This window comes from Gilliamella sp. Choc5-1, assembly GCF_001690595.1.
In the GTDB taxonomy this organism is placed as follows: domain Bacteria; phylum Pseudomonadota; class Gammaproteobacteria; order Enterobacterales; family Orbaceae; genus Gilliamella; species Gilliamella apicola_M.
Genome location: NZ_LZHH01000076.1, coordinates 24,446 through 47,612, shown reverse-complemented (window position 1 = coordinate 47,612; position 23,167 = coordinate 24,446). Strand labels below are relative to the sequence as shown.

Here is a 23,167-nt window from a genome sequence, read left to right as displayed (position 1 = left end):
ATAAAGCCACTATCCGGATCGGTTGTACTGACTTTGACATCCTTATATTTCTCTACCGTCGATGGCTTTAAGGCTTTTTTCCGTTTAATTCTCTTTCTTCGTTGATGGCTTGATTAAGCGCATCAATATATTGACTGTGCTCAACAATACGCTGCTCATTACGTGACTTGCCTTTATTGGCATTTGCTTTTCAGACGTGTGCTCTTCCGATCTCCCGACCACTTATCAACCCTTTGGCAATGGCCTGCTCAACAATATTATCAAAAATCTGTTGATAGATTTCACTGTCATTAAAACGACGACGATTTTGGCTGAGTGTTGAGGCGTCAATCACTTTTTGGTTAATCCCATTCCCAGAAACCAACGGTAAGCTAAATTGACCTGAATTTCCTGAACCAGACGACGCTCACTGGGGATACCAAAAAGATACCCCAATAGCATAATTTTAAACAGTCTGACCGGATCTTCTGCCGGACGACCGTTATTAGGGCAATAAAGTGGCGCTACCGCTTCTCGAATAAATTCAAAATCAATGACTTTAGCTATTTTACGAACAAGGTGATTTTGAGGGACAAGCGCATCTAACGAAATTTGCTCTATTTTTTCGGGTGTCGCTGGCGTTGGTTTTTTTAGCATAGAAGAATTCCTCTTATAATGGACTCTTCTCTATTAGATCAAAGAACTCGCCAAAAAGCGAGCTCTTTGTCATCAATCTGAAAGCTCGCTATTTAGCGAGGTTTTTTTTGGCTTTTACTCTAGCAATGGCATCGGCGATGGACTGTTTTCGGTCGATCGATGTGCTAGTTTTGTTTGCCATCGTTGTGACACGAGGAAACAAAATTGTTGGTGGCACCAATTGGTTGTGATTTAATCGCTGTTGCTTTTTTTCAGTTAGCGCTAACTCTTCTGATTCACTTAATACAGTGCCTAAAGTGCTTAATGTAATACAGTCTGTTGGACAGGTATTAATACAATTACTGCACGAGGTACATAACTGTGGCAAAATTGTGTGCAACACTTGCTTACTGCCGACAATGGCATCAGTTGGGCAAACACGAATGCATTTGCCACAGCCAATACAGTTTTCTTCATCAATAAACGCTTTATATTCTTGCTTAGTTTGCATAATCACTTCTTGCATTAACTTAAACCTACAATATTACCATCCTTGTCAATATCAATATGCCTATAAGCGGGATTAGTACCAAGCCCTGGCATGGTCATCACATTTCCAGCGTAAACACGAATAAAGCCAGCCCCTGCTGAAATAGCCAAATGGCTGATATCAACGTCAAAATTAGTTGGTACATTTTTTAAGTTAGCATCGGCACTAATTGACATTGGTGTTTTAGCAATACAAAGAGGCAAATGATCCAGTTTTAATTCTTCGATCTCTTTGATGTTTTCCAGTGCAGTGGCTGATAAATTAGCTTTGTTAGCACCATATTTTTTTACCATGGTTTGAATCTTATCTGCGAGTGGCATATTATCAGGATAAGGCAATTTAATTTCACTTGGCATTTCACACGCTTTAATAACATGTTTTGCTAATTTTTCAGCGCCTTTACCGCCTTGAGTGAAGACTTCACTCACTTCACAGGCAAATGCACCATGTTCAATCGCATATTTTTGTAAAAACGCTAATTCTTCTTCACTGTCGTGAGGAAAGCGATTAATAGCGACAATTACTTGTAATCCATAGCTTTTGGCATTGTTGATATGCCATGCTAAATTGGCAGCACCAATTTCAAGTAATTCAACGTTAGATTCCGAAATTTCTTTTGGAATTGCTTGCCCAGGTTTAATATTATATTTACCACTGTTAGATTTTAAGCTACGAACTGTTGCAACAAGCACTACACATGAAGCTTTAATGCCAGCTTGGCGATATTTGATATTAAAGAATTTTTCCATGCCCATATCTGAACCAAAGCCCGCTTCAGTCACAACATAATCAGCAAGTTGTAACGCAATACGATCAGCAATGACAGATGAGTTACCATGAGCGATATTAGCAAAAGGCCCAGCATGAATAAGTACTGGTGTATTTTCAACGGTTTGCATCAGGTTTGGATTAATTGCATTTTTAAGTAACACAGTCATGGCGCCAGCAACTTCAAGTTGTTCTGCGGTAATGGCTTCGCCTTGCGTATTATAAGCAAGAATAATACGACCAATACGAGCACGCATATCATGTAAATCTGAAGCTAAGGCTAAAATTGCCATGAGTTCTGACGCTGCGGTAATTTCAAATCCATCTTGGCGCGTAATACCATTAACGCCACCACCAACACCGACAGTTATTTTTCGAAGTGCACGATCGTTATGATCTATCACTCGCTTCCACACAATGCGATTTACATCAATGTTTAAACGCGGTAAACCTGTTTGTGCAGTAAATTCATCACCTAAACGTTCTTCATGATAAAGCCTTGAATCTAAAGCAGCAGAAGCTAAATCATGTGCGGCAGTAATGGCATGAATGTCACCTGTTAAGTGTAGATTTAATGTTTCCATTGGCAAAACCTCGGCTTTACCACCGCCAGCAGCACCACCTTTAACACCAAATACAGGACCTAAACTTGGTTGACGGATACAAGCGATTGCTGACTTACCAATATAATTTAAGCCCTCACTTAGCCCGATAGTATTAACTGTTTTACCCTCACCAAGTGGCGTCGGCGTGATAGCAGTAACTAATACCAATTTACCGTTAGGTTTGTTTGGTTTGGTTTTAAGAATGGATAGATCAACTTTTGCCACATGCTTGCCGTAAGGCAGGACAAATTCTTCTGGAATGTTGCATTGTTTAGCTATTTCGGTAATTGGATGTAATGGCATATTAATTCTCATCTAACAGTAATTTGGGTTATCAGTATAAATAATTTGATTTGCCGAATAAAGCGACAATTTTATCTTTATCGTTTTTCGGCACAATTCGCAATTATCTTGTTATAATTACTAAATCTATTCAATCAACATATATTTCATTAAAGGATAATAATTAAATGAATTGGTTTTCTGAGTATTCTCTTTTTTTAGCTGAAACAGCAACAATTGTTATTGCAATTTTAGCTGTGCTTGTTTTTATATTAAGCCAACGCCGTAAATCAGCAACGGTGGCAGGGCGGTTATCGGTTAAAGATATTAGCCAAGAATATGAACAAGTCAAAGACGACATGTTAATGTCAAGTATGGACGAGTTAGAAGCTAAGCTGTTTATGAAAGATCTTAAAAAACAGAAAAAAAATGAGAGAAAGCAAGCGAAATTAGCAGCTAAACAAAAAAAGAAACAAGCTAAAAATCAAGAAAAATCTGCCGAGCAAACTTCGTCAGATTCAGATAATGTAGCGAAACCAGTAGAAAGTAATACAAACCAACAAGTTAAACCTAAATTATTTGTATTATCTTTCAATGGCAGCATGGATGCACACGAAGTTGAAGAATTACGCCAAGAAATCACTGCTGTGTTAGCTGTTATTAAGCCTGAAGATAAAGTTGTCATTAAGCTTGAAAGTCCAGGTGGCGTGGTTCACGGTTATGGTCTTGCTGCATCGCAATTATTACGGTTTAGACAGCGTGATATACCTTTCACTGTAGTGGTTGATAAAGTTGCGGCAAGTGGGGGATATATGATGGCTTGTACCGCTAACAAAATTGTGGCAGCACCATTTGCAATTGTGGGTTCAATTGGTGTGGTTGCGCAGATCCCTAATTTTAACCGCTTACTCAAAAAACATGATGTAGATATTGAATTACAAACGGCAGGTGCGTATAAGCGTACATTGACGATGTTTGGTGAAAATACCGAAGAAGGACGTCAAAAATTCAAACAAGAATTAGAAGAAACTCATCTTTTATTTAAAGACTTTGTTAAAGAGTATCGCCCAAATGTCGATATCGAACAAGTTGCAACAGGCGAACACTGGTTTGCAACTCAAGCTAAAAATAAAGGCTTAGTTGACGAAATCAGTACGAGTGATGACTTTATTTTATCTCACTTAGAAACACATAAAATTATTTCTGTTAGTTATCAACGTAAGCAAAAACTATCTGAAAGAATTTCAAAAAATGTAATAAAAAGCGTTGAAAGGTTATTCTTTAGACAAGAAAAAGGGCTGTAAGCAGCCCTTCAGAAAGTTAAAGGTAGTTGTTGTTTTAGAAAAGATTAGATACGTTTAATAATAATAGAAGTATTAATACCACCAAAAGCAAAATTGTTGGTTTGCATATATTCAATATCTAAATTTCGACCAGTACCAACAATATAGTCTAGATCACCGCATTCAGGATCGACATTATTAAGATTAATTGTTGGATTAAACCAGCCTGAATGCATCATTTCTATTGATAACCAAGCCTCTAATGCACCGCAAGCACCTAATGTGTGCCCAAAATAACTTTTTAATGATGAGATTGGTGTTTTATTGCCGTATATGTTGGCAACAGCATTGCTTTCTGCAATATCGCCACGAGCTGTTGCAGTACCATGTGCACTAATATAACCAATGTCACTTGCTGCTAAATTTGCTTGTTTCAATGACTGTTCAATACAGTATTGGATTGTTTCTTGCCGTGGTTGAGTTATGTGGCTAGCATCACAATTGGTTTTGAATGCAATTATTTCTCCATAGATTGTTGCACATCGAGCTTTAGCATGTTCATATTCTTCTAGTATTAAAACACCTGCACCTTCACCGATAACAAGACCGTCACGATCACGATCAAATGGTTTTGGTGATGTTTTAGGCATGTCATTTTTTTGACTAGTGGCAAAAAGAGTGTCAAAAACAGCAGCTTCTGAAGGGCATAATTCTTCTGCACCACCTGCAACCATGACGGTTTGCATACCGTATTTTATTGCTTCATAAGCGTAACCAATTGCTTGACTACCGGATGTACAAGCGCTAGATGTGGTGATTAAACGACCTTTTAACCCAAAAAACAACCCAGTATTAACAGCTGTGGTATGTGGCATCATTTGAATATAAGTTGTTGCTGTAATATTATTTGTATGTTTTTCATTAAGCATGGTAGCAAAGGATGCAACTGGCTGTGTGCTACCTGTTGATGAACCAAACGCGATCCCTGTTTCGCCATTCGTCAATATTGGGTCGTTTAGTAGTCCCGATTTTTCTAAAGCAATTTCGGTAGCTTTTGTTGATAATAAAGATACTCTTCCCATTGAACGGGTTTTTTTTCTAGTGTAATGTTCTGGTAACTCAAAATTATCAATTGGTGCGCCTAATTTGGTATGTAATCCATCATAAACTTCCCATTCAGGCATATATCTAACGGCATTTTCTAACTTTTTTAATTTAGATTGAACGTTAACCCAATCACTCCCAAATGCAGTGATCCCCCCCATTCCCGTTATGACTACTCTTTTCGTCATACCATTCCTCCATTAATTGAAATGACTTGACGAGTTACATATCCAGCAATATCAGACATTAAATAACTCGCAAGTCCTGCAACTTCATTTACTTGTCCCATTCGTTTTAAAGGGATCATTTTCATTGCTTCTTGTAATGCAATCGGTTCCATATCTAAAATACCAGTATCAATTAATCCCGGTGCGATACAATTGACGGTAATTTTTCGTTTAGCTAATTCTAGGGCTAACGCTTTACTTGCACCAATAACGCCTGCTTTTGCTGCGCTATAATTGACTTGTCCCCGATTACCAGTAATACCTGAAACCGATGAGATAATAATAATTCTACCTCCATCACGTAATCCTATCATTGGCATTACACACGGATGCAGTACATTATAGAAACTGTCGAGGTCGGTATGGATAACTTTGTTCCAATCATCTTCAGTTAAAGCAGGAAATGCACCATCACGAATGATACCTGCATTATTTACAATGCCATAATAAGCACCATGTTGCTCTATATCAGTTTCTATAGCTTGTTGGCATTGCAACCGGTCACTTACATCAAATTGAATCAATCTGGCGCTACCACCTGCTTGTTCTATTATAGTTTGAGTATCAACTGCTCCTTGTTTATCACTATGGTAATGAACTACGATAGTAAAACCATCTTGTGCAAGTTGGTAAGCAATTGCTTTACCAATACCTTTACTTGCTCCGGTGACAAGAACTGTTCGTTTCATTGTTTTTGTTCTCCTAATCGTTTTTTGCCAAACAAAAAGTCTAATTCGTTGTTATCTGGCTCATAAACATTAAGTTTTCCTGAAACAACACATTGTTTTTCAATCATTATTTGGCAATCAAAATTAGCTAATCTAGCATCAGCAAGAACTAAATTTGCATGAATCATTAAACGGCTATGATGAGGGAATGTGGGTAATGTAGTTGTTATTGATCTTCCCCCTAATAGCATACCTAGTCGTGGTGGTTGGTTGTTTTTCATGCCATGATAACCATTCCAAACGCCAATAGTTTGCGCCATCAGTTCAATGGCATAAAAATTGGATAATGAATTATCTTCATTTAAGAAAGGCGCCAAAATACTATGTTGATTAACATCAACACTACAGATACAACTGTTTTCATCAATTTGATGAACATGTTCTATCATGACCATTGGTTTTTCATGAGGTAAATAATTTTCAGCTAGATAATATTGCATTATATTTTCCCGATAATAAGTGAAGCATTGCTTCCTCCAAATGCAAAAGAGTTTGACATGATAGTTGGAGTTTTTAATATCATATCTTGTGTCACAATATTTATAGGATCAAGAGTTCTGTCATATGGTGATATTGAAAAATCTTGTTGAGGTAAATAAATATCTTGATTTAGTAATAAATAACTTATTGCTAATTCAGTTACAGCTGCACTACCTAAAGTATGTCCTGTTAAGTGTTTGGTTGAACTACAGGGAGGACAATTTTGCTTAAATAGTCGATGAACGGCTTTACTTTCGGCAATATCATTTAATATAGTTGCTGTTCCATGTAAGTTAATATAGCCGATATCGTTGGGTGTTAATTTTGCGTTATCAAGTGCTATTTGCATTGCCTTTTGAGCTCCGATGCCTTCAGGATGGGGAGATGAAATATGGTAAGCATCAGAAGACTCACCTGTACCTAAGATTGCAATGTTGCTCGTTTCAGTTTTCGTAAGCAAAAATAATGCACTTGCTTCACCAATATTTATACCATTGCGTCCTTTTGCAAAAGGCATACAGGGATTTTCAGAAAGTGATTCTAGCGCATTAAAACCATTTATTGGCATTCTACTTAAACTATCGGCTCCACCAACAATAGCAGCATCAACTAAACCTGCTTCAATTAGTCGTTTACCACTGATTACAGCTTTAGCACTCGAAGTACATGCTGTTGATATGGTATAACTAGGTCCCCTTAATCCTAATAATGCTGTTAAAAAGCACGATGGATCACCTAATTCTTGCTGATTATAGGTAAATGTGTATGATTGATTTTTTGTGTGTAAATAATGTTTAATATTTAGATCGCCTTCATGAACTCCAGAAGTACTTGTTCCCATTATAATAGCAATACGTTTATACCCATATTGTCTAATAGCTTGCTCTATTTCAGTATGAATCTGTAAATAAGCTGCATATAATAACTGATTGTTGCGTGTTGCATATTGCGATAAATGAGTTGGGATATTAGGTAGATTATCATCGACTTTTCCTAACCATGCTTTTTTACCATGTAACAGCCACCCATCACACTCAATTAAATTATGTTTTGCGCGATAATGTTGGGTTAATGCGTGCTTTATTTCAGTTTGCGTGCAACCTAAGGTATTGATAGCGCCAAGTGCAGCAACATAAATCATTTATTTTGTATCCATTCTTTGTATTGTAATTTCATAACCGAAGATATGGTGTTTTATTCGGTTTGGTTTTCTAATTTGTTGAGATGCTTTTTCCGTATAGGTGATTTCAACAATCGTTTCTTGTTTGTCATTCAATAAAATTCGTTGCTTTTCATTATCAATAAGTTGCCATCCAGTAGGTAATACCGCTTGCCAATTTTTAATCGGTAAAATGCTTAACATAATATCAGACAAAACTTGCTCTGGTGCAGGTAGTTCTTTTACAAAGATATTATGTTTAGTATTGATGGTTTTGCCATTGTAGTTAATTTCAAATAAACGAATGCCAAGTGCTGAAAGTCCAATAACTTTTAGTTGATTTTGATCAATATCAATTAAGGTAATCAAGGAGTTTTCTTGTCCATTATAATTGAATTTTAATAGCTGTTGATCGTGATAAGGCTGTTGCAAATTAGGCTGTGGAAGGTTGATTCGAGTCCCTTTGGTTAGCCATGCTTTTGTTTGTGTTTGGTTACTACAAGCCGAAATCAATATGGTAAGTAGTAACGTTATTATTATAAAATATTTTTTCATTAATAAGTCCTTGATTTTTTAATTATTTTTATATTTTTAACTTTGATTAGCTTTGACCGTTAATGGCGAAAATAAAAAAGCAGAAAAAATTCCACTGGTTAACACAAGTCCAAAGCCCATAATGGCACTGGTATGACTAAAAATCAGTAGGCCAAAGGATAATAATGTTGTTAGTGCAGCCATAGTCACTGCTAATAATGCACTTTGTGTTTGGCTTTTAGGGTTACCCAAAAAAAGACTATAGTCAATGCCAATACCAATCACCAAAATTAACGCTAACATAGAAAATAAATTAAGCGTTTGGTTGATAATGCCATGTACCGACAATGCAATACCTATTGATAGCAGTGTCGGTAAAGTGCTTTTAAAAGCAGATTTTAAACCATATTTCCAGTTAAAAGTAATAAAACTTAAACAAATAACAACAACCGCTAAGGCAATTAATTGTGATAAATGAATTCGATAGGTCGCAAACATGGTATTAAATTCAGTGTGACGATCAAGCCAATAAACACCGTGTTCAAGATCAGATAATGATGCTATTTTATCTAATAGATGGACCCCGCTAATAGGAATTAGTGTAGCACTTTTTCCCTCTTTTAATGATAACCAAAGTAGTTTTCTACCTTGGCTAATTGAACTTTGTTGCCATAATTCTGGCGTTATAAATTCTTTAATTTCATTAATGTTATCTAATTTTGTATCAATATTCATTTGCTGGAGTGCGGCAATAATATCGGGTGCATATTGTTTTATTAAGGCAATATTTTGCTGTTGTCGTTGTATTGAAGGAATATTGATCGTTTGATATTGGTTAAATATACCATTTTTTTTAGCTTGTTCTAATTTTGGTAAAAAAGTTTCTAAGCGTTGTAGCGTTTGTTCGGGTGTATCACCAAATACAATAAACCATTTTTGATCGGCTGGTTGATGGGTAATGTTAATAATTTTTTGTTCATCGGCTTGAAGCTGAGCAGGCAGTGTTTGCAATTTACTGATATCATCGTCGACTTTTAAATTGATCATCCCGCATCCAATAAATAAAAAGGCGAATGATATCATTGTCCATTGAATTTTTTTATTTTCCCATATATTAAGCCAAAAAGTTAAAAAACGTATCCCCATTTTTTCGCGGACTGGTAATTTTTTGGCTAACAGTGGGTACCAACATATCACGGTTAAAAATGCTCCAATCAAGCCGAATACAGCAAAAATGGATAGTTGTTTTAATCCAGGGAATGGTGCGATCAATAACATTAAATAGGCAATAAAGCTGGTGCATAAAGCAATAGCTAATGTTGATATTAATTTTTTTAAGCTAATGTAGGGGGATTCTTGATTACCATGTAGTAATCGTTCGGTTAGATAGTGAAGTGAGTAATCAATGGCAATACCAATAATGCTGGTACTCATCACTAAAGTTATAATATGAATTTCACCAAATACAGTTAATACAGCAACTAAACCAGTAACAATACCGATAAAAATCGATAATAATGAAAGGATAATTGGTGTGACAGAACGAAATATGGTCATTAATAAAATAATAATACCAATAATCGATAAACTACCGATGGTAGTAATATCATTTTGAGCTTCAATACTGGCATTATCACTATAGAATAGTACACCTCTTTTTAAAACTTCAGTACCTGGCCATATAGTTTGAAGTTCATCTGTTAGTAGTTTGATTTGTTTTACAATTTTATGAGATTGACTCATATTGAAAGATGAACCATTAAGCTCAGCATAAATCATATACCATGTATGGCCTTGTTTATCTTTCCCTGATAACCAATTATTTTTAATGGTTAAATTCCCCGCATGGCTCAATTGATTGATTTGCGATGAGCGTGTTAATAGTAATGGGTCATTTTGTAATTCTTTACTACTTATGCCACTAAAAGGTGAATATAGTTGACTTTGTATCCAAGCTAGTTGCTGATGAGATTGTATTTTTTCTGCTGTTTTTTTATCCATTAATTGGTAACGATATTGATAAGCAAATTGTCCCCATTGTTGCTGAAAGGACTCATCAAGAAAGCCATTTACTTGGTGTATAAATGGTTGCTTTCTTAATTGATTATACCACCAGTTAACCGGTGTTATTTCATCAGGATTTGTAGGTTTAATTAAAAAAATCAGTTGCTTATCTAATCTATTTTGAAACCCATCAATTATCTCTGTTGGAACATTACTAATTTGTTCTTTTGGAAGCAAAGACAAAACACTGCTATTTAGTTTGCTATGTGTTATAAGATAGCAAGCTCCAATAATTAGGCCAATTACAGAAATAAGCCATATGATTGCGCATTTTTTTAGTATTGGGTGATTAGTTGAATAACAATTGTTCATTTTTAGTTAGTTTTGCTGTTTGATGGCGTGAAAATACAATCACGGTTTTATCATTTTGCATATCGTTAATAGTGACTGTTTGTAGGTATTGTTGACCATCTAAAATAATTTGTTTAAAAATTTTATTTAACGGCGCTAATTTTGGTGTAAGGACTAACGTCCATTGTTTATTGTGTTCTGATAATGTTAAATCAAAATTGTTGGTTAACATCTCTTTATCTGCAGTAAAGATTGCTGTGAGTAAATGATTGAATTGAAATAGCTGTGGTTGATTTTCAGCAGTGATGATTTGTGGTTTTTGATCGTCAATACGCTGTTCCATCCTTTGTTCATTCATTTTTAAGGTCATGACAAAAGGTGTTTGCTGTTGCCACCATAACCCAAATTTTTGTGAAATAATCATTTTTCCTGTTGAATGAAGTGGATTTGGTAAGCCATTAATATACCGATCTTGCACAAAATCAGCACGAACAGTTACATGTTTACTAAACTGCTTTTGTAGTTCTTCAAGCGTGATAGCTTGGCTACATGTTGAAAAACAAATAACAAAAAGTGTAATGAGATAACATAAATATTTTTTCATTTTTTTAGTCCAAAGCATTCTAAGAAAACAGATGGTGTAATAAAGTTCATTTTTTTAGTGGCGACTGATACAGCCACTTGAATCGTGTAGCCAGAAGTCGTTTTTTTCCCTGTTTTTTTATCTATTATCGTATAACTAATTTTAATACGATTTTCATACTCTTCTAATTTTGCGGTAATATGTAATGGCTGTTCTGCGATAGTTGAGGCACTATATTTAACACGTGTATCAACAATAGGCCAAAGATAACCCGATTCGAGCATCTCTTTATAGCCATAATTAAATTTCTGAAATAAAGCTTCTCTAGCTTTTTCGAAAAATTTTAAATAATTACCGTGCCAAACTACTCCCATGGCGTCAGTATCATGAAAGGACGTGGTATATTCAATAGTTGCACTATATTTTGATTCACTGTTCATGTTTTTCACTATCGATAGTTAAATTAATTTGTTTAGGTTGATTAAAGTGCCAAAAATCATAAAAATTAAACCAATCTAGGGGGGATATTAAACAGTAATGCTCTAATCTATTTGCATATTTTTGTACGATTAATTCAAGTTCAGAGTGACGATTTTTTCTTGGCAATACCAGTTTATCTGTAAAAAGTTCTAAATAGACTTGAAAACGACCATTCGGTTTTAATCCCCAAACTAAATAAACAGGAAAGCCTAGTGCTGAAGATAAAATAAATGGCCCTTTAGGGAATGGCGCTGGTTTGCCTAAAAAATCTGCCCAGATAACCGAGTTATCTTGTGATCTGTGGTAAGGGTTATTTGAAGTCCTATCGCCTACAATTGCTACCCATTCTCCTAATTCTAATTTTTGTTTTAGTAAAATTGCAGTGTCAGGGCCTAAGGTATCAACTTCGATTAAATTAATTACTGAAGCTTGATTTACTTCCTGTAGAATTTGGTTAAAACGAGCTGCATTTTTTTTAAATACAAGTGCATTAATTTTTATATTATGAGAAAGTTCAGCGATTGCTCTGCACATTTCAATATCACCTAAGTGTGAGCAGAGCAAAATAATTCCTTGTTTTTGTTCGATAATATCTATAAATTCTTGTTTGCTAGTTGAATAAATATCATCAAGTTTTATATCACCTTGCCAACTTGCTAATTTATCCAATAATGAATCGCCAAAACGTTGAAAGTGCCGAAAAGTTGTTAATTGTTTTTTATCTACTAAAGGAATTTTTTCATAATAAGACTTCACGGTTTGCAAATATAGCTTTGAGGCTTGGCGTTGTTTTTTACCTGTTAACCAAAAATAAGTGATAACAGGCAACATTATATATTGCGCTACGTTTCTTCCAAAAAGCTGATAAAGTTTAAGTATTAATCTTATTCCAAATAAGCCTTTTCTTTCTTCTGTTTGTGACCAATGCAACTGTTGGTTATTTTCTGATAAGTTTCTTTTTATTAATAAAGGTATTCGAGGTAACATTCCAAAAAATAGTCTAGTATGCATTCGTGTAATTAACAGATTATCTTTTAGCGCTCTAAAATGTGAAATGCCATCTTTAGGATAAGTAACGTGAGTCGGAACAAAAATTGACGGTATACCTTGCCAGTATAATCGCACCATAATTTCTGTATCAAAATCCATTCTTTTGCCAATTTTACACTGTTGTATTAAATGACATGATTGCTGTAAAGGATATATACGAAGTCCACACATGCTATCTTTAAGCGAAAAGGATAAAGTTTCAACCCATACCCAAAAATGGGTAATATATCTAGCAATTAGACGATGTTTAGGAACTGATTTATCATATACAGGGCAACCCGATATTAATGCATTGGGATGATTTTCTGATTGAGTAATTAACTGTGAAATGGCTTTAGTGTCATGTTGTCCATCTGCATCAATTTGTATTGCATATTTATAGCCAAGACTTAATGCATGTTTAAGTCCTGTCATGACAGCTTCACCTTTACCTTGGTTAGTTGCTAAACGAATTAGAGTTACCCAATGAAATTGAGATACAATTTGTTCAAGTTCTAGGGCTACATGTGCAGCACTACCATCATCTACTAAAATGCATTCAAGTCGATACGATTCAATATTTTTTAGTACACAAGATAAAGTTTTGCTGTGGTTATAACAAGGAATAACAAAACAGTAATGTTTAGGTGTAGGAAATGGTATCACGGACATAGTGTAAGCCTTCCTGAACTAGCGACCTTTTTGTTATTATCTAACGAGACAATAGTGTACTTAAATTCTAGTTTATTTGTTTCTTTATACCATACTAGGTGTAAGATAAGGTGATCTTCTGGTAGTACAGGACATTGAAATTTTACTAAGTCCATAGACGATAAAGTCAACTGTTTCCCAAAGCATTTTTGAGCATAATAAATGACCCAACTAAGTTGAGCTACGCCAGGCAATAAAGGTTGAATTGGAAAATGCCCCTTAAACCAGAATAAATCAGAGGGGACAGTAAACTCAATATCAGCTTCTGTTTCGTTAACATCAATTATTATTTCATTTACATATTTTTTATTCATTACTTTTCTTTTTTGCATCAAATAGTGCTTTTAGCTCAATGTAAGTACATTTTCCTTGAGAGTTTTTTGGAATAAATTCAACAAAACGCCATTTTTTGGGTATTTCGTTTAATGATAAAATATCTTTTAGTAAAAGTCGAAAATATTGTGTTAATTTTAAGTGATCGTACTGTTTTAAAAGTGATTTATAAGGTGATGAAAGAGCAATAACTGCTCCGAGTATTGTTCTATTATTTTGTTCTAAAGGAATAATGATAACTTCATCAACCTGTTCAAGTTGTTGGATTTTTCTTTCAATATAAGTAAGTGACACTCGATTTTCTGAAATTTTTACAATTTTATCTTGTCGCCCATATAGATGAAAATGTCTTTCATCCACTTTTTTTATTTTATCGTTCAATGGTTCTGGTTCTGTTAATAAAGGTGATATTAGTAAAGGTTGCTGAGCTTGTTCAATATGAATTGATGAAAATAATTGCCAAGGGGTTGTTGAGGTATGTTGTTGGCGAGTAGCAATGATACCTGTTTCACTCGACCCATATATTTCATTTGGTAATACATTGAAATTTCGTTGGCAACATAGCGCTTCTTCATAACTTAATTTACCACCAGACGAAATAACTTTATCACATTTGATTGGTGGTAAATTATCATCTAAATTTTTAATAATCGACGGTGTAGTGATATAGATAATTTGTTTTTGTTGATATATTGCTAACTGTTCTTGATAAACTACTGATTCACAAATAAAAGGGATTTTAGTGCTTAGGGCTAACATAATTTTAAATGTTAAACCATACATATGTTCATGTGAAACCGATGCAACAAATAGATCATTAGAAAATGATCCCCAATTATCAATTAGGATCTGAATTTCTTTTTCAAGTTGTGACACTGATTTATCGATTGGTTTTGGTAATCCAGTTGAACCAGATGTAAACAACGTTAAAATCTGTTGTTTAAATTCAGTATTTAAACACCGATAACCGTCAATTAGGGGGGTATCGTCTAACTGGTGAACCTGAATAATTCTTTTATCTGGCAAACATTTTTTATCGTTATTAATATTATCCGTTAATAACCCATTATAGTAATGCTGTATTTCTTGATGATAAGGGTTAAGTAACCTAGGAGTTTTGCCTGAATAAAGTAATGCAAGTAATCCCGCCACAAAATTGAAGCTGTCTTGCATTGATAATGCCCAATATTGATTAGAATAGTGATTCAATGCGTTACAGATACGCAAAACCTGTTTTTTTAGATCGTTAACCGTCAAAGGCTGATGTTGCCTAAACGCAATTATATCGTTTTCTGACCGTGATAGCTGCTGTGATAATGGAACTAATGTTGTAGTTTTTGACGAATGAGCCATTCTACCCCCATTAATATTGCCATTAATAAGTAGCTGATTAAACCATTATAAATTGTCCACCAGTACATATCATTAATTAGACAGGTTGTTAAAGCAATGGAGCCATTTATAACAAAAAATAAACACCAACATATGGTAACTTTACGCGTATATTGCACAGCTTTAATGGGTAAATCTGAGTGTTGCATTCTAGCAAATTTTTCGATGATTGTTTGAGGTTGTGATAATGAGTAGCTAAACAACAACAAAAAAATCATGTTAACCATTACAGGATAATAAAGAAGTAGTTGATATTTGGCAAATAGCCAACTGCTTACTGCTAATAATATACCCATAATGGCAAGAGTTTTAGCCAACCAACGCATAGACGAAAATAGATTAGGCAATGAAATAAATCGTAAAACGAAAAATATCATTAAAACCCAAACAGCTAGGTTAATATATTGATATTTAAAAGATAAGTAGATAATAAAAGGGTAACAAACCAATAATAGGTTAGTTATGATTTTTATTATTAACTTAGCTTTATCCATATTAATGATTGTTCATAAGGTTATAAACGGCTTCAACAACATCTTGCACTGTTCTAACTGATTTAAACGTTTCGGGATCAACTTTTTTACCAATTTTTTTTTGCAGGTGTACAACTAAATCAACAGCATCAATACTATCAAGATCTAGTTCTTCAAATAGTTTTGATTCTGGTTTAATGTTTTCTTCTGGTAATTCAAATAGTTGAACTAATGCTGATTGGACTTGTTCAAAAATCTGTTGCTTATCCATTTTGTTTTGCTCCTTATTGTTGTGATGAAATAAAATTTGCTAACGTTTCTACTGAATAAAACGCTTTTTTTGTTTCGTCACTTTCAGACGATAAAACGATACCGTATTGATTTTTGATAGCTAGACCTAGCTCTAACGCATCAATAGAATCAAGACCTAAGCCATCACCAAAAAGTGGGGCTTGGGTTTCAATATCGTCTGGTGTAATGTCTTCTAAATTTAGTGTATCAATAATAATGGTTTTAATTTCATTATGTAGTTTTTGCATTGAGTTCCCTTTTTACTTATTTTCGTTTGTTTTTTCTAATACCGAAGTAAGATATTTTGTTAATCTTCTTGCTGCAATTGTAGTGTTTTGGTCTGAAAAATCACTAATTGTGATTTTTTCTCCAATGGTAATGTTAAAAAATGCTTTTTTAACAGGGATATCATACCATTTTTGTTCTTTAATTAACCAAGTAGGCTTGCATTCAATATGGACAATTCGAATATTAGCATGACAACGTAAGGCGATATTTGCAGCACCACGTTGTAATATCATTGGTTGATTGGGAACGCTTCTTGTTCCTTCGGGAAATATTAATATTTTCCCCTGATTGTCCAATATTTGCTGACATTGTGGCAAAATTTGGCTTGATTCCCCATTTAAAATATAACCTGCTGTTTTAATTATGCGACTAACAAAAATATTTTTGAGTAATGCACCTTTAACTAAACAATCACAACGAGGCATGATAGAAGCTAATAATACAACATCTAACAAAGAAGGGTGATTGGCAACAATCAGGCAACTTTTATCCTGTTTTAATTTTTCAAGCCCGTTAAATTGATAATCGATAACACCCAAAAATTTTATTATCCATAAAAATAATTTAAAACTAAGGCTAATACTTTTTTGAGCAATAATACTTCTTTGATTTTTATTCCAAATTAGTAATCTTAATAGACTGAACCACAGAATAGATAAAATAACTAATCCGTAAATACCAAATAACACAAATCCGAACGCTGTAGCAAATAAGCGCCACCATTGATTAAAAGTATAACTATTTTTTTTTGTTACAGATTTAATGTCCATTGCCAATCTTGTACATTTCCTTGTAAGGTAAACTGTTTTTGTTGATTTAAATAAGCATGTAAAAAAGCAAGAGATTGTGGGTAGTTTTCTTGATATATAGTTGCCGACTTTTCTACGCTTTGGCAATAAATTTGATTACCTGGAGTTAATATATACCCAACCGCATAAACCGGAACCAATTGCTTAACTTGAGTTTGGTAAATATCAGGAACAATACCATCAAAATCAATCAGTAATCCCTTTTTATTTTCAAATTGCAACATTGGTAATGCTTCAATCAAACCTTGATGAAAACCATCAATATGTGCTGAAAGAGAAGTAATAGGTATTGCTTGATTAGCAATAATGGTTAATAACCCTGAAGCCGTATTGTGTACGGATAAGGCAAAATCTGTTGGTGAAATATCATTATCTTGATTTAGTGTAGATAAAATTTTATACGTTCTTTCTAATTCACCATGTCGGCTAATAAAAATTGCAAAGTCAACTTTATTATCCTGCAATAATTCAAGTCCAACTTCAACAGCCAAACGAGATGGTGCACTCATTCTTCGAGCTTGCATCATTGGTATTTTAATTGGCTTGGATAATGGTAAACGCCAATCATGATCAAAATATGTTGCCCATAATTCCCACTCGGATTTATTAGACAATCCAGAAGATAAAGCAAACCAATTTTCAACAGAAAAAGAAAAGTTCATTTTGATAATATATTATTTAGTTAATTCTTTACTTAACGATATTTTGTATTATTATTTACAATGTTTTTTCTAAAAAGAGCAACAATTTACTTATTACAATACATTAAAACAATACAGAAAGGCAATAGTTTGACGGGACAAAAAAATACTCAATATGGATATCATCAAGATATTTACACTGCGTTAGATGCTATTACAGAAGCTCAAAAAATCGCATTTTCACCTATTTTTTTTCAAGCTGTTCTTTGTATGAGAAATAAAGGTCTCTTGGCTTGTTTGGATCGTGCTGGTAAAAATGGCGCTGATTTTGATGAAATTGCCAAAGAGATTTCTTTATCAGATTATGCTATTGAGCTTTTATTAGATGTTGGGTTGAGCATGCGTGTTTTTTATCAAAAAGAGGCACGCTATTTTCTGGGAAAAATAGGTCACTATTTATTACATGATAAGATGACAACAGTCAATATTAACTTTACTCAAGACATTTGTTATCAAAGCATGTTCTATTTGCAAGAAGCGCTAGAAACTGGCACTCCAGCAGGATTAAAAGTTTTTGGTGATTGGCCAACTATTTACCCAGCGTTACAAACTCTACCAGAACAAGCTAAAAAAAGTTGGTTTGAATTTGATCACTTTTATTCTGATCACTCTTTTCCTGCTGCTTTTTCTCATATAAGCCAATTAAATCCTAAACATATTTATGATGTGGGTGGCAACACGGGGAAATGGGCAATGTATTGTGCAAAACGTTGTCCAGATATAAAAGTAACGTTATTAGATTTACCACAACAAATCGCTATTGCTGAACAAAATATTAAACAAGCAGGTTTTGAAGATCGTATCGATGGGATTGCTGTCGATTTATTAACTGCCGAGACCTTGCCAAATAAAGCTGATATTTGGTGGATGAGTCAATTTTTGGATTGTTTTAGTGTCCAACAAATTACTCATATATTAATACTCATTCATCATAGTATGAAAGATGATGCAACCCTATGTATTATGGATCTTTTCGGAGATAGACAGAGCTTTGAAGGCGGTGCATTAAGTGTCAATGCATCTTCTTTATATTTTACTTGTTTAGCAAATGGCAATAGCCGTTTTTACCATTCTAAAGTGTTTTATCAATGTTTAAGTAGTGCAGGTTTTCATGTTGAACAAGATATTGATGGTCTAGGTTATGGTCATACTTTGTTAATATGTAAAAAACGTTAATTAAAATTAATCAATAATATTTAAGGAGTAAACAATGAAGTTTTTAAAATTTATCATAGCTGCTGTTTTCGTTTCACTTTTATTTGGTTGTTCTGGTAAGTATCAACAACCACAAAATTTTAATACCCCAGTGCAAGGTTTGACTAAACAACAAGTGAAAAACGCTATTTTAGACTCAGCAACAAAAGGACGTGCGGCATTTGGTTCTTGGAAATTAGAATCAATTAATAGCAATACTATCCGTGGTTATTTATATAATCGAAAATTTGAGGTTGTGGTCAACATTCCTTATTCAGCAAAAGGGTATTCAATTAACTATGTATCAGTTAGTGATAATTTAAAAGATAGCCGTGGAAATGTTCACCGTAATTATAATCGTTGGGTAAATAATCTAGACGCTAAAATTAGAGAAAATATTTTTAAAGCAAAATAATAAGTTTTGCTATATTTAGTTCCAAATTACCACATCAGTAATTATAAGCTCAATTTATATTGAGCTTATAACACGCCTTTAGGATAATACTACTAAAAATATATTTTTAAATATAAAGTACCAAAGACATCACTTAATCACTTTTTAACAATGATATTAATCGTTAAAACTGAATATCTATTCTTTAGTTTGCGGTTTAACATGTAAAAGTATTCATAATATTTTATGAATATTATTTAAATCCCAAATATATCTTTTCAAATTCATTAATCACAAATCATTGCGCTATAAGGACAATTATTATGTTTCAATGGCTTTCACAATGGATTTTAGATGGGCTTAAACACTCACCAGAAATTCTTTTATTTCTATCTTTAAGTTTAGGGTATTTAATTGGTGCTATTCGAATTGGAAAATTCCAACTAGGTGGCGTTGCTGGTTCATTACTTGTTGCTGTTGCATTAAGTGTTTTTGGCGTTAGCATTGATGCTGGTGTTAAAGCAGTACTTTTTGCTCTCTTTATTTATGCTGTTGGTTTTGAAAGTGGCCCTCAGTTCTTCCGTTCGCTAGGTGTTAAAACCTTACGCGAAATCTTTTTAGCACTCTTTATTGCTGTTGCAGGGTTAATCACTGTTGTTGTATTGTCTAAATTATTTAATTTAGATAAAGGACTTGCTGCTGGTTTAGCTGCAGGTGGATTAACGCAATCGGCCATTATGGGTACTGCATCTGATGCATTAAGTCAACTTGGCTTGAGTGCTGAAGAGTTAAGCAAAATGCAGGCAAATGTCACCATTGGTTATGCTGTTACTTACATCTTTGGTTCGCTTGGTGCCATTATTGTGTGCGTTAACATTCTACCTAAAATTATGGGAAGTGATATTAGCGATGACGCAATGAAAGCACAAGCCGAACAACTTCACGGTTCACTTTTATTAGGTAGCGATCAGAATTTAGCTTTATCGGATGTCACTGGTCGCTTATATCGTATCACCAATAAAATCAATCAAACCGTCGAACATATTGAAAAAACAATTAATGGGATTAGCATTGAACGTATCAAACGCGGCAATAAAATAATTGAAGCAACGCCTGATACTTTACTCAAATCAAAAGATATCATTCTGGTTGTTGGTCACCGTGATGCCATGATTAGCGCTAGCGATCTACTTGGTGAAGAAATTAACTCAGTATCAGGTATGGATGTTGTGATGAACACCCAAGATGTTGAAATGCGTAACACACGTTACGTTGGGCAAAACCTATCTAACGTTTTATCATCTGACGAAGTGATGAAATTAAAACACGGCATCTACCTAACCGCAATTCACCGCGATGGTATGCCACTACCACTTAATAACGATATTAACTTAAAACTTGGTGATGTGATTACAGTATATGGTAGCACAAGTGATCTTAAACGTGTTGTTGATAAAATCGGGGCACCGATCGCCAAAAGCGATAAAACTGACTGGATATTCCATGGTTTAGGGCTTGTTGTTGGTTTAATTATTGGTTTAATTGTGATTCGTGTCAGCAATATTCCAATTACCTTAGGTGCTGGTGGTGGTGCGCTTTTATCAGGTCTATTATTTGGTTGGTATCGCTCACTTCATCAAACTGTCGGTAATATTCCAACTGGTGCTGTACAGCTACTAAAAGATTTTGGTTTAGCAGGTTTTGTTGCTATTGTTGGCTTAAGTTCAGGTCTTCAAGCAATTCATACTATCCAAGAACAAGGCTTATCTTTGTTTTTAATTGGTGTTGTTGTAACGTTATTGCCAATGCTACTTGCTATTTACTTTGGTAAATACATACTCGGTTATAAAAATACCGCTGTATTTGCTGGCGCTTTAGCTGGCGCGCGTAGCGCTAACCCTGCTTTTGGTGAAGTACTTAACAAAGCAGGCAACTCAACACCTACTAACTCTTTTGCCATTACCTATGCACTAGCTAATGTGTTCCTAACATTATTAGGCCCATTGGTTATTGCTTTCGTTTAATTGAAATATACAGGATACAGATTATGAAAAACAAAACAGAATATGCAAAATACGCCAATTTAAGCCCTTTTGAACTTAAAGATAGTTTAATCGAGTTAGCACAAAGCCATTCTGATCGTGCTATGCTAAATGCAGGTCGTGGCAATCCTAACTTTCTTGCCACATGGCCACGTCAAGCCTTTTTCCAATTAGGCATTTTTGCCACTCAAGAATCTGAAATGTCATTTTCATATTTAAATGAAGGTGTTGGTGGCATGCCAATCAAAGCGGGTTTAACTGGTCGCTTTGAACATTTTATTCGCCAAAATTACAACACTCCTGGAGTGGCATTTTTAGGTAAAGTGTTTTCTTATATTCGTGATCAACTTGGACTTGATGAAAACGCCTTTCTACAAGAAATGATCGAAGGTATTTTAGGGTGTAATTATCCTGTACCAGATAGAATGCTACACTTTAGCGAAGATGTCGTAAAATCCTATATTTTACAACAAATGGGCGCACAATATTTAGATCGTGATAATATTGACCTCTTTGCTGTTGAAGGTGGCACAGCAGCCATGGCTTATATTTTTAACTCAATGAAAGAAAACGGATTAATTGAAAAGGGCGATAAAATAGCCATTGGTGCGCCAATATTCACACCTTATCTTGAAATTCCTGAACTTAACGATTACCAACTTGTTGAAGTGTTAATCAATTCTGATCCTAACTTAAATTGGCAATATCCTGAATCAGAACTACGAAAATTAGAAGATCCATCAATCAAAGCTTTCTTCGTTGTTAATCCTTCAAACCCACCATCAGTTAAAATTGACGATAACAGCTTAAAAATCATAGCCGACATTGTCAAAAAACGTCCTGAACTAATTATTCTAACCGATGACGTTTATGGCACATTTGCCGATGATTTCCAATCTTTATTTGCAATCTGCCCTCAAAATACCATTTTAGTTTATTCATTTTCGAAATATTTTGGAGCAACAGGTTGGCGTTTAGGTGTTATTGCAACGGCACGCGATAATGTGATAGACAAAGCCATTAAAGCACTGCCAAATAAAACCAAACAGATCTTAAACAAACGCTACAGCTCAATTGTTACTGAACCTGAAAATCTAAAATTTATTGATCGTTTAGTGGCCGATAGCCGTGCGGTTGCTTTAAACCATACTGCAGGGCTTTCAACTCCGCAACAAGTACAGATGGTATTATTTGCCTTATGCGAAATGATGGATAGCGATCAAAGTTATAAAAACGCATTAAAATCATTAATCCGTCGCCGTGCAGCATCACTTTATCAACATTTAGGTATGCAACATAAAACGGATGAAAACAGCGTAGATTACTACACATTAGTTGACTTAGAGCATATTTGCCGAGAGTTATATGACGACAAATTCGCAAAATGGATCCTAAAAAATAAAAATCCATCTGAAATGCTATTTAGAATTGCCGACGAAGCGGGTGTAGTGCTATTACCAGGTAAAGGATTTGCCGTACAACACCCATCAGCCCGAGCCTCGTTAGCGAATTTAAATGAGTACCAATATGCCGCAATTGGCTTATCAATGCGTAAATTAGCCGAGGAATATTATGCGGAATATAAAGCAAAAATAAATAATTAGACAAATAAACCTAATCAAAAACCCTAGGAAATCTAGGGTTTTTATTTATTAAATAAAAACAAACAGATCCCAAAATTGTTTAAAAAAATCAATTGATTTCATTTGAATTTTTAATGGATTGAAAAGCAATTATTTATAAAGTAATATTGCGCG

Annotated in this window: 23 protein-coding genes and 1 pseudogene; 5 read left to right on the top strand and 19 right to left on the bottom strand. The window is 34.4% G+C overall.

The annotated features are described in order from the left end of the window. From A9G35_RS13905 to A9G35_RS06890, 3 genes and pseudogenes are all read right to left on the bottom strand, one after another. A pseudogene (locus A9G35_RS13905) lies at positions 1-636 on the bottom strand (transposase); the annotation flags it as partial. An 88-nt stretch (positions 637-724) separates the two neighbouring features. After that, entirely contained in the window at positions 725-1,141 is a 417-nt protein-coding gene (locus tag A9G35_RS06895) for an RnfABCDGE type electron transport complex subunit B (protein WP_065636241.1), read from the bottom strand. Next, positions 1,141-2,841: a formate--tetrahydrofolate ligase gene (locus A9G35_RS06890; protein ID WP_218057220.1), complete on the bottom strand. Its 1,701-nt coding sequence runs from the start codon at positions 2,839-2,841 to the stop codon at positions 1,141-1,143. The genes A9G35_RS06895 and A9G35_RS06890 overlap by 1 nt, the downstream gene beginning before the upstream one ends. Positions 2,842-3,008: 167 nt before the next feature. On the opposite strand from A9G35_RS06890, the gene sohB reads away from it, so the two are divergent. Next, positions 3,009-4,124 (top strand): protease SohB, encoded by a 1,116-nt coding sequence (gene sohB / locus A9G35_RS06885; RefSeq protein ID WP_065636239.1) that lies wholly within the window; start codon positions 3,009-3,011, stop codon positions 4,122-4,124. A gap of 44 nt (positions 4,125-4,168) precedes the next feature. Here the strand turns inward: sohB and A9G35_RS06880 are convergent, their stop codons facing one another. The 16 genes from A9G35_RS06880 to A9G35_RS06805 form a co-directional block, all read right to left on the bottom strand. Then, entirely contained in the window at positions 4,169-5,395 is a 1,227-nt protein-coding gene (locus A9G35_RS06880; RefSeq protein ID WP_065636238.1) for a beta-ketoacyl-ACP synthase, read from the bottom strand. Beyond that, entirely contained in the window at positions 5,392-6,123 is a 732-nt protein-coding gene (locus A9G35_RS06875) for a 3-ketoacyl-ACP reductase FabG2 (RefSeq protein WP_065636237.1), read from the bottom strand. The genes A9G35_RS06880 and A9G35_RS06875 overlap by 4 nt, the downstream gene beginning before the upstream one ends. Then, the gene (locus A9G35_RS06870; RefSeq protein ID WP_065636236.1) at positions 6,120-6,602 is read right to left on the bottom strand and encodes an ApeP family dehydratase; all 483 of its coding nucleotides are present in this window, start codon (positions 6,600-6,602) and stop codon (positions 6,120-6,122) included. Before A9G35_RS06870 ends, A9G35_RS06875 begins: the two co-directional genes overlap by 4 nt. Further along, the gene (locus tag A9G35_RS06865) at positions 6,602-7,783 is read right to left on the bottom strand and encodes a beta-ketoacyl-[acyl-carrier-protein] synthase family protein (RefSeq protein ID WP_065636235.1); all 1,182 of its coding nucleotides are present in this window, start codon (positions 7,781-7,783) and stop codon (positions 6,602-6,604) included. Before A9G35_RS06865 ends, A9G35_RS06870 begins: the two co-directional genes overlap by 1 nt. Next, a complete protein-coding gene (locus tag A9G35_RS06860; protein ID WP_065636234.1) occupies positions 7,784-8,356 on the bottom strand; it encodes a DUF3261 domain-containing protein in 573 nt (190 codons plus the stop codon). A 36-nt stretch (positions 8,357-8,392) separates the two neighbouring features. Next, positions 8,393-10,576 carry an MMPL family transporter gene (locus A9G35_RS06855; protein ID WP_218057219.1) on the bottom strand — a complete coding sequence of 728 codons (2,184 nt, stop codon included), beginning with the start codon at positions 10,574-10,576 and terminating at the stop codon, positions 8,393-8,395. Between the two features lie 112 nt (positions 10,577-10,688). Next, entirely contained in the window at positions 10,689-11,294 is a 606-nt protein-coding gene (locus tag A9G35_RS06850) for an outer membrane lipoprotein carrier protein LolA (RefSeq protein ID WP_065636232.1), read from the bottom strand. Further along, entirely contained in the window at positions 11,291-11,713 is a 423-nt protein-coding gene (locus tag A9G35_RS06845; protein ID WP_065636231.1) for an acyl-CoA thioesterase, read from the bottom strand. Before A9G35_RS06845 ends, A9G35_RS06850 begins: the two co-directional genes overlap by 4 nt. Further along, entirely contained in the window at positions 11,703-13,454 is a 1,752-nt protein-coding gene (locus A9G35_RS06840) for a glycosyltransferase family 2 protein (RefSeq protein ID WP_065636230.1), read from the bottom strand. The genes A9G35_RS06845 and A9G35_RS06840 overlap by 11 nt, the downstream gene beginning before the upstream one ends. Further along, positions 13,445-13,825: an ApeI family dehydratase gene (locus A9G35_RS06835; protein ID WP_065636229.1), complete on the bottom strand. Its 381-nt coding sequence runs from the start codon at positions 13,823-13,825 to the stop codon at positions 13,445-13,447. The genes A9G35_RS06840 and A9G35_RS06835 overlap by 10 nt, the downstream gene beginning before the upstream one ends. After that, the gene (locus A9G35_RS06830) at positions 13,800-15,179 is read right to left on the bottom strand and encodes an AMP-binding protein (protein ID WP_065636228.1); all 1,380 of its coding nucleotides are present in this window, start codon (positions 15,177-15,179) and stop codon (positions 13,800-13,802) included. The genes A9G35_RS06835 and A9G35_RS06830 overlap by 26 nt, the downstream gene beginning before the upstream one ends. Beyond that, positions 15,149-15,595 (bottom strand): hypothetical protein, encoded by a 447-nt coding sequence (locus tag A9G35_RS06825; protein WP_141673813.1) that lies wholly within the window; start codon positions 15,593-15,595, stop codon positions 15,149-15,151. Before A9G35_RS06825 ends, A9G35_RS06830 begins: the two co-directional genes overlap by 31 nt. A 118-nt stretch (positions 15,596-15,713) precedes the next feature. Next, a complete protein-coding gene (locus A9G35_RS06820; RefSeq protein ID WP_065636226.1) occupies positions 15,714-15,962 on the bottom strand; it encodes an acyl carrier protein in 249 nt (82 codons plus the stop codon). A 13-nt stretch (positions 15,963-15,975) separates the two neighbouring features. Beyond that, a complete protein-coding gene (locus A9G35_RS06815) occupies positions 15,976-16,230 on the bottom strand; it encodes a phosphopantetheine-binding protein (RefSeq protein ID WP_065636225.1) in 255 nt (84 codons plus the stop codon). Between the two features lie 12 nt (positions 16,231-16,242). Further along, positions 16,243-17,040 carry a lysophospholipid acyltransferase family protein gene (locus A9G35_RS06810; RefSeq protein ID WP_065636224.1) on the bottom strand — a complete coding sequence of 266 codons (798 nt, stop codon included), beginning with the start codon at positions 17,038-17,040 and terminating at the stop codon, positions 16,243-16,245. Then, positions 17,022-17,741 (bottom strand): beta-ketoacyl synthase chain length factor, encoded by a 720-nt coding sequence (locus tag A9G35_RS06805; protein WP_065636223.1) that lies wholly within the window; start codon positions 17,739-17,741, stop codon positions 17,022-17,024. Before A9G35_RS06805 ends, A9G35_RS06810 begins: the two co-directional genes overlap by 19 nt. A gap of 129 nt (positions 17,742-17,870) precedes the next feature. Here A9G35_RS06805 and A9G35_RS06800 point away from each other — a divergent pair, with 129 nt between their 5' ends. The 4 genes from A9G35_RS06800 to A9G35_RS06785 all read left to right on the top strand — a co-directional run bounded on the left by A9G35_RS06800 (position 17,871) and on the right by A9G35_RS06785 (position 23,014). Further along, entirely contained in the window at positions 17,871-18,956 is a 1,086-nt protein-coding gene (locus A9G35_RS06800; RefSeq protein ID WP_065636222.1) for a methyltransferase, read from the top strand. Between the two features lie 34 nt (positions 18,957-18,990). Further along, positions 18,991-19,389 (top strand): hypothetical protein, encoded by a 399-nt coding sequence (locus tag A9G35_RS06795; RefSeq protein ID WP_065636221.1) that lies wholly within the window; start codon positions 18,991-18,993, stop codon positions 19,387-19,389. Between the two features lie 302 nt (positions 19,390-19,691). Then, entirely contained in the window at positions 19,692-21,392 is a 1,701-nt protein-coding gene (gene aspT, locus A9G35_RS06790) for an aspartate-alanine antiporter (RefSeq protein ID WP_065636220.1), read from the top strand. A gap of 23 nt (positions 21,393-21,415) precedes the next feature. Next, on the top strand, positions 21,416-23,014 hold the full coding sequence (locus tag A9G35_RS06785; RefSeq protein WP_065636219.1) for a bifunctional aspartate transaminase/aspartate 4-decarboxylase: 1,599 nt from the start codon (positions 21,416-21,418) through the stop codon (positions 23,012-23,014). Positions 23,015-23,167 lie beyond the last annotated feature (153 nt).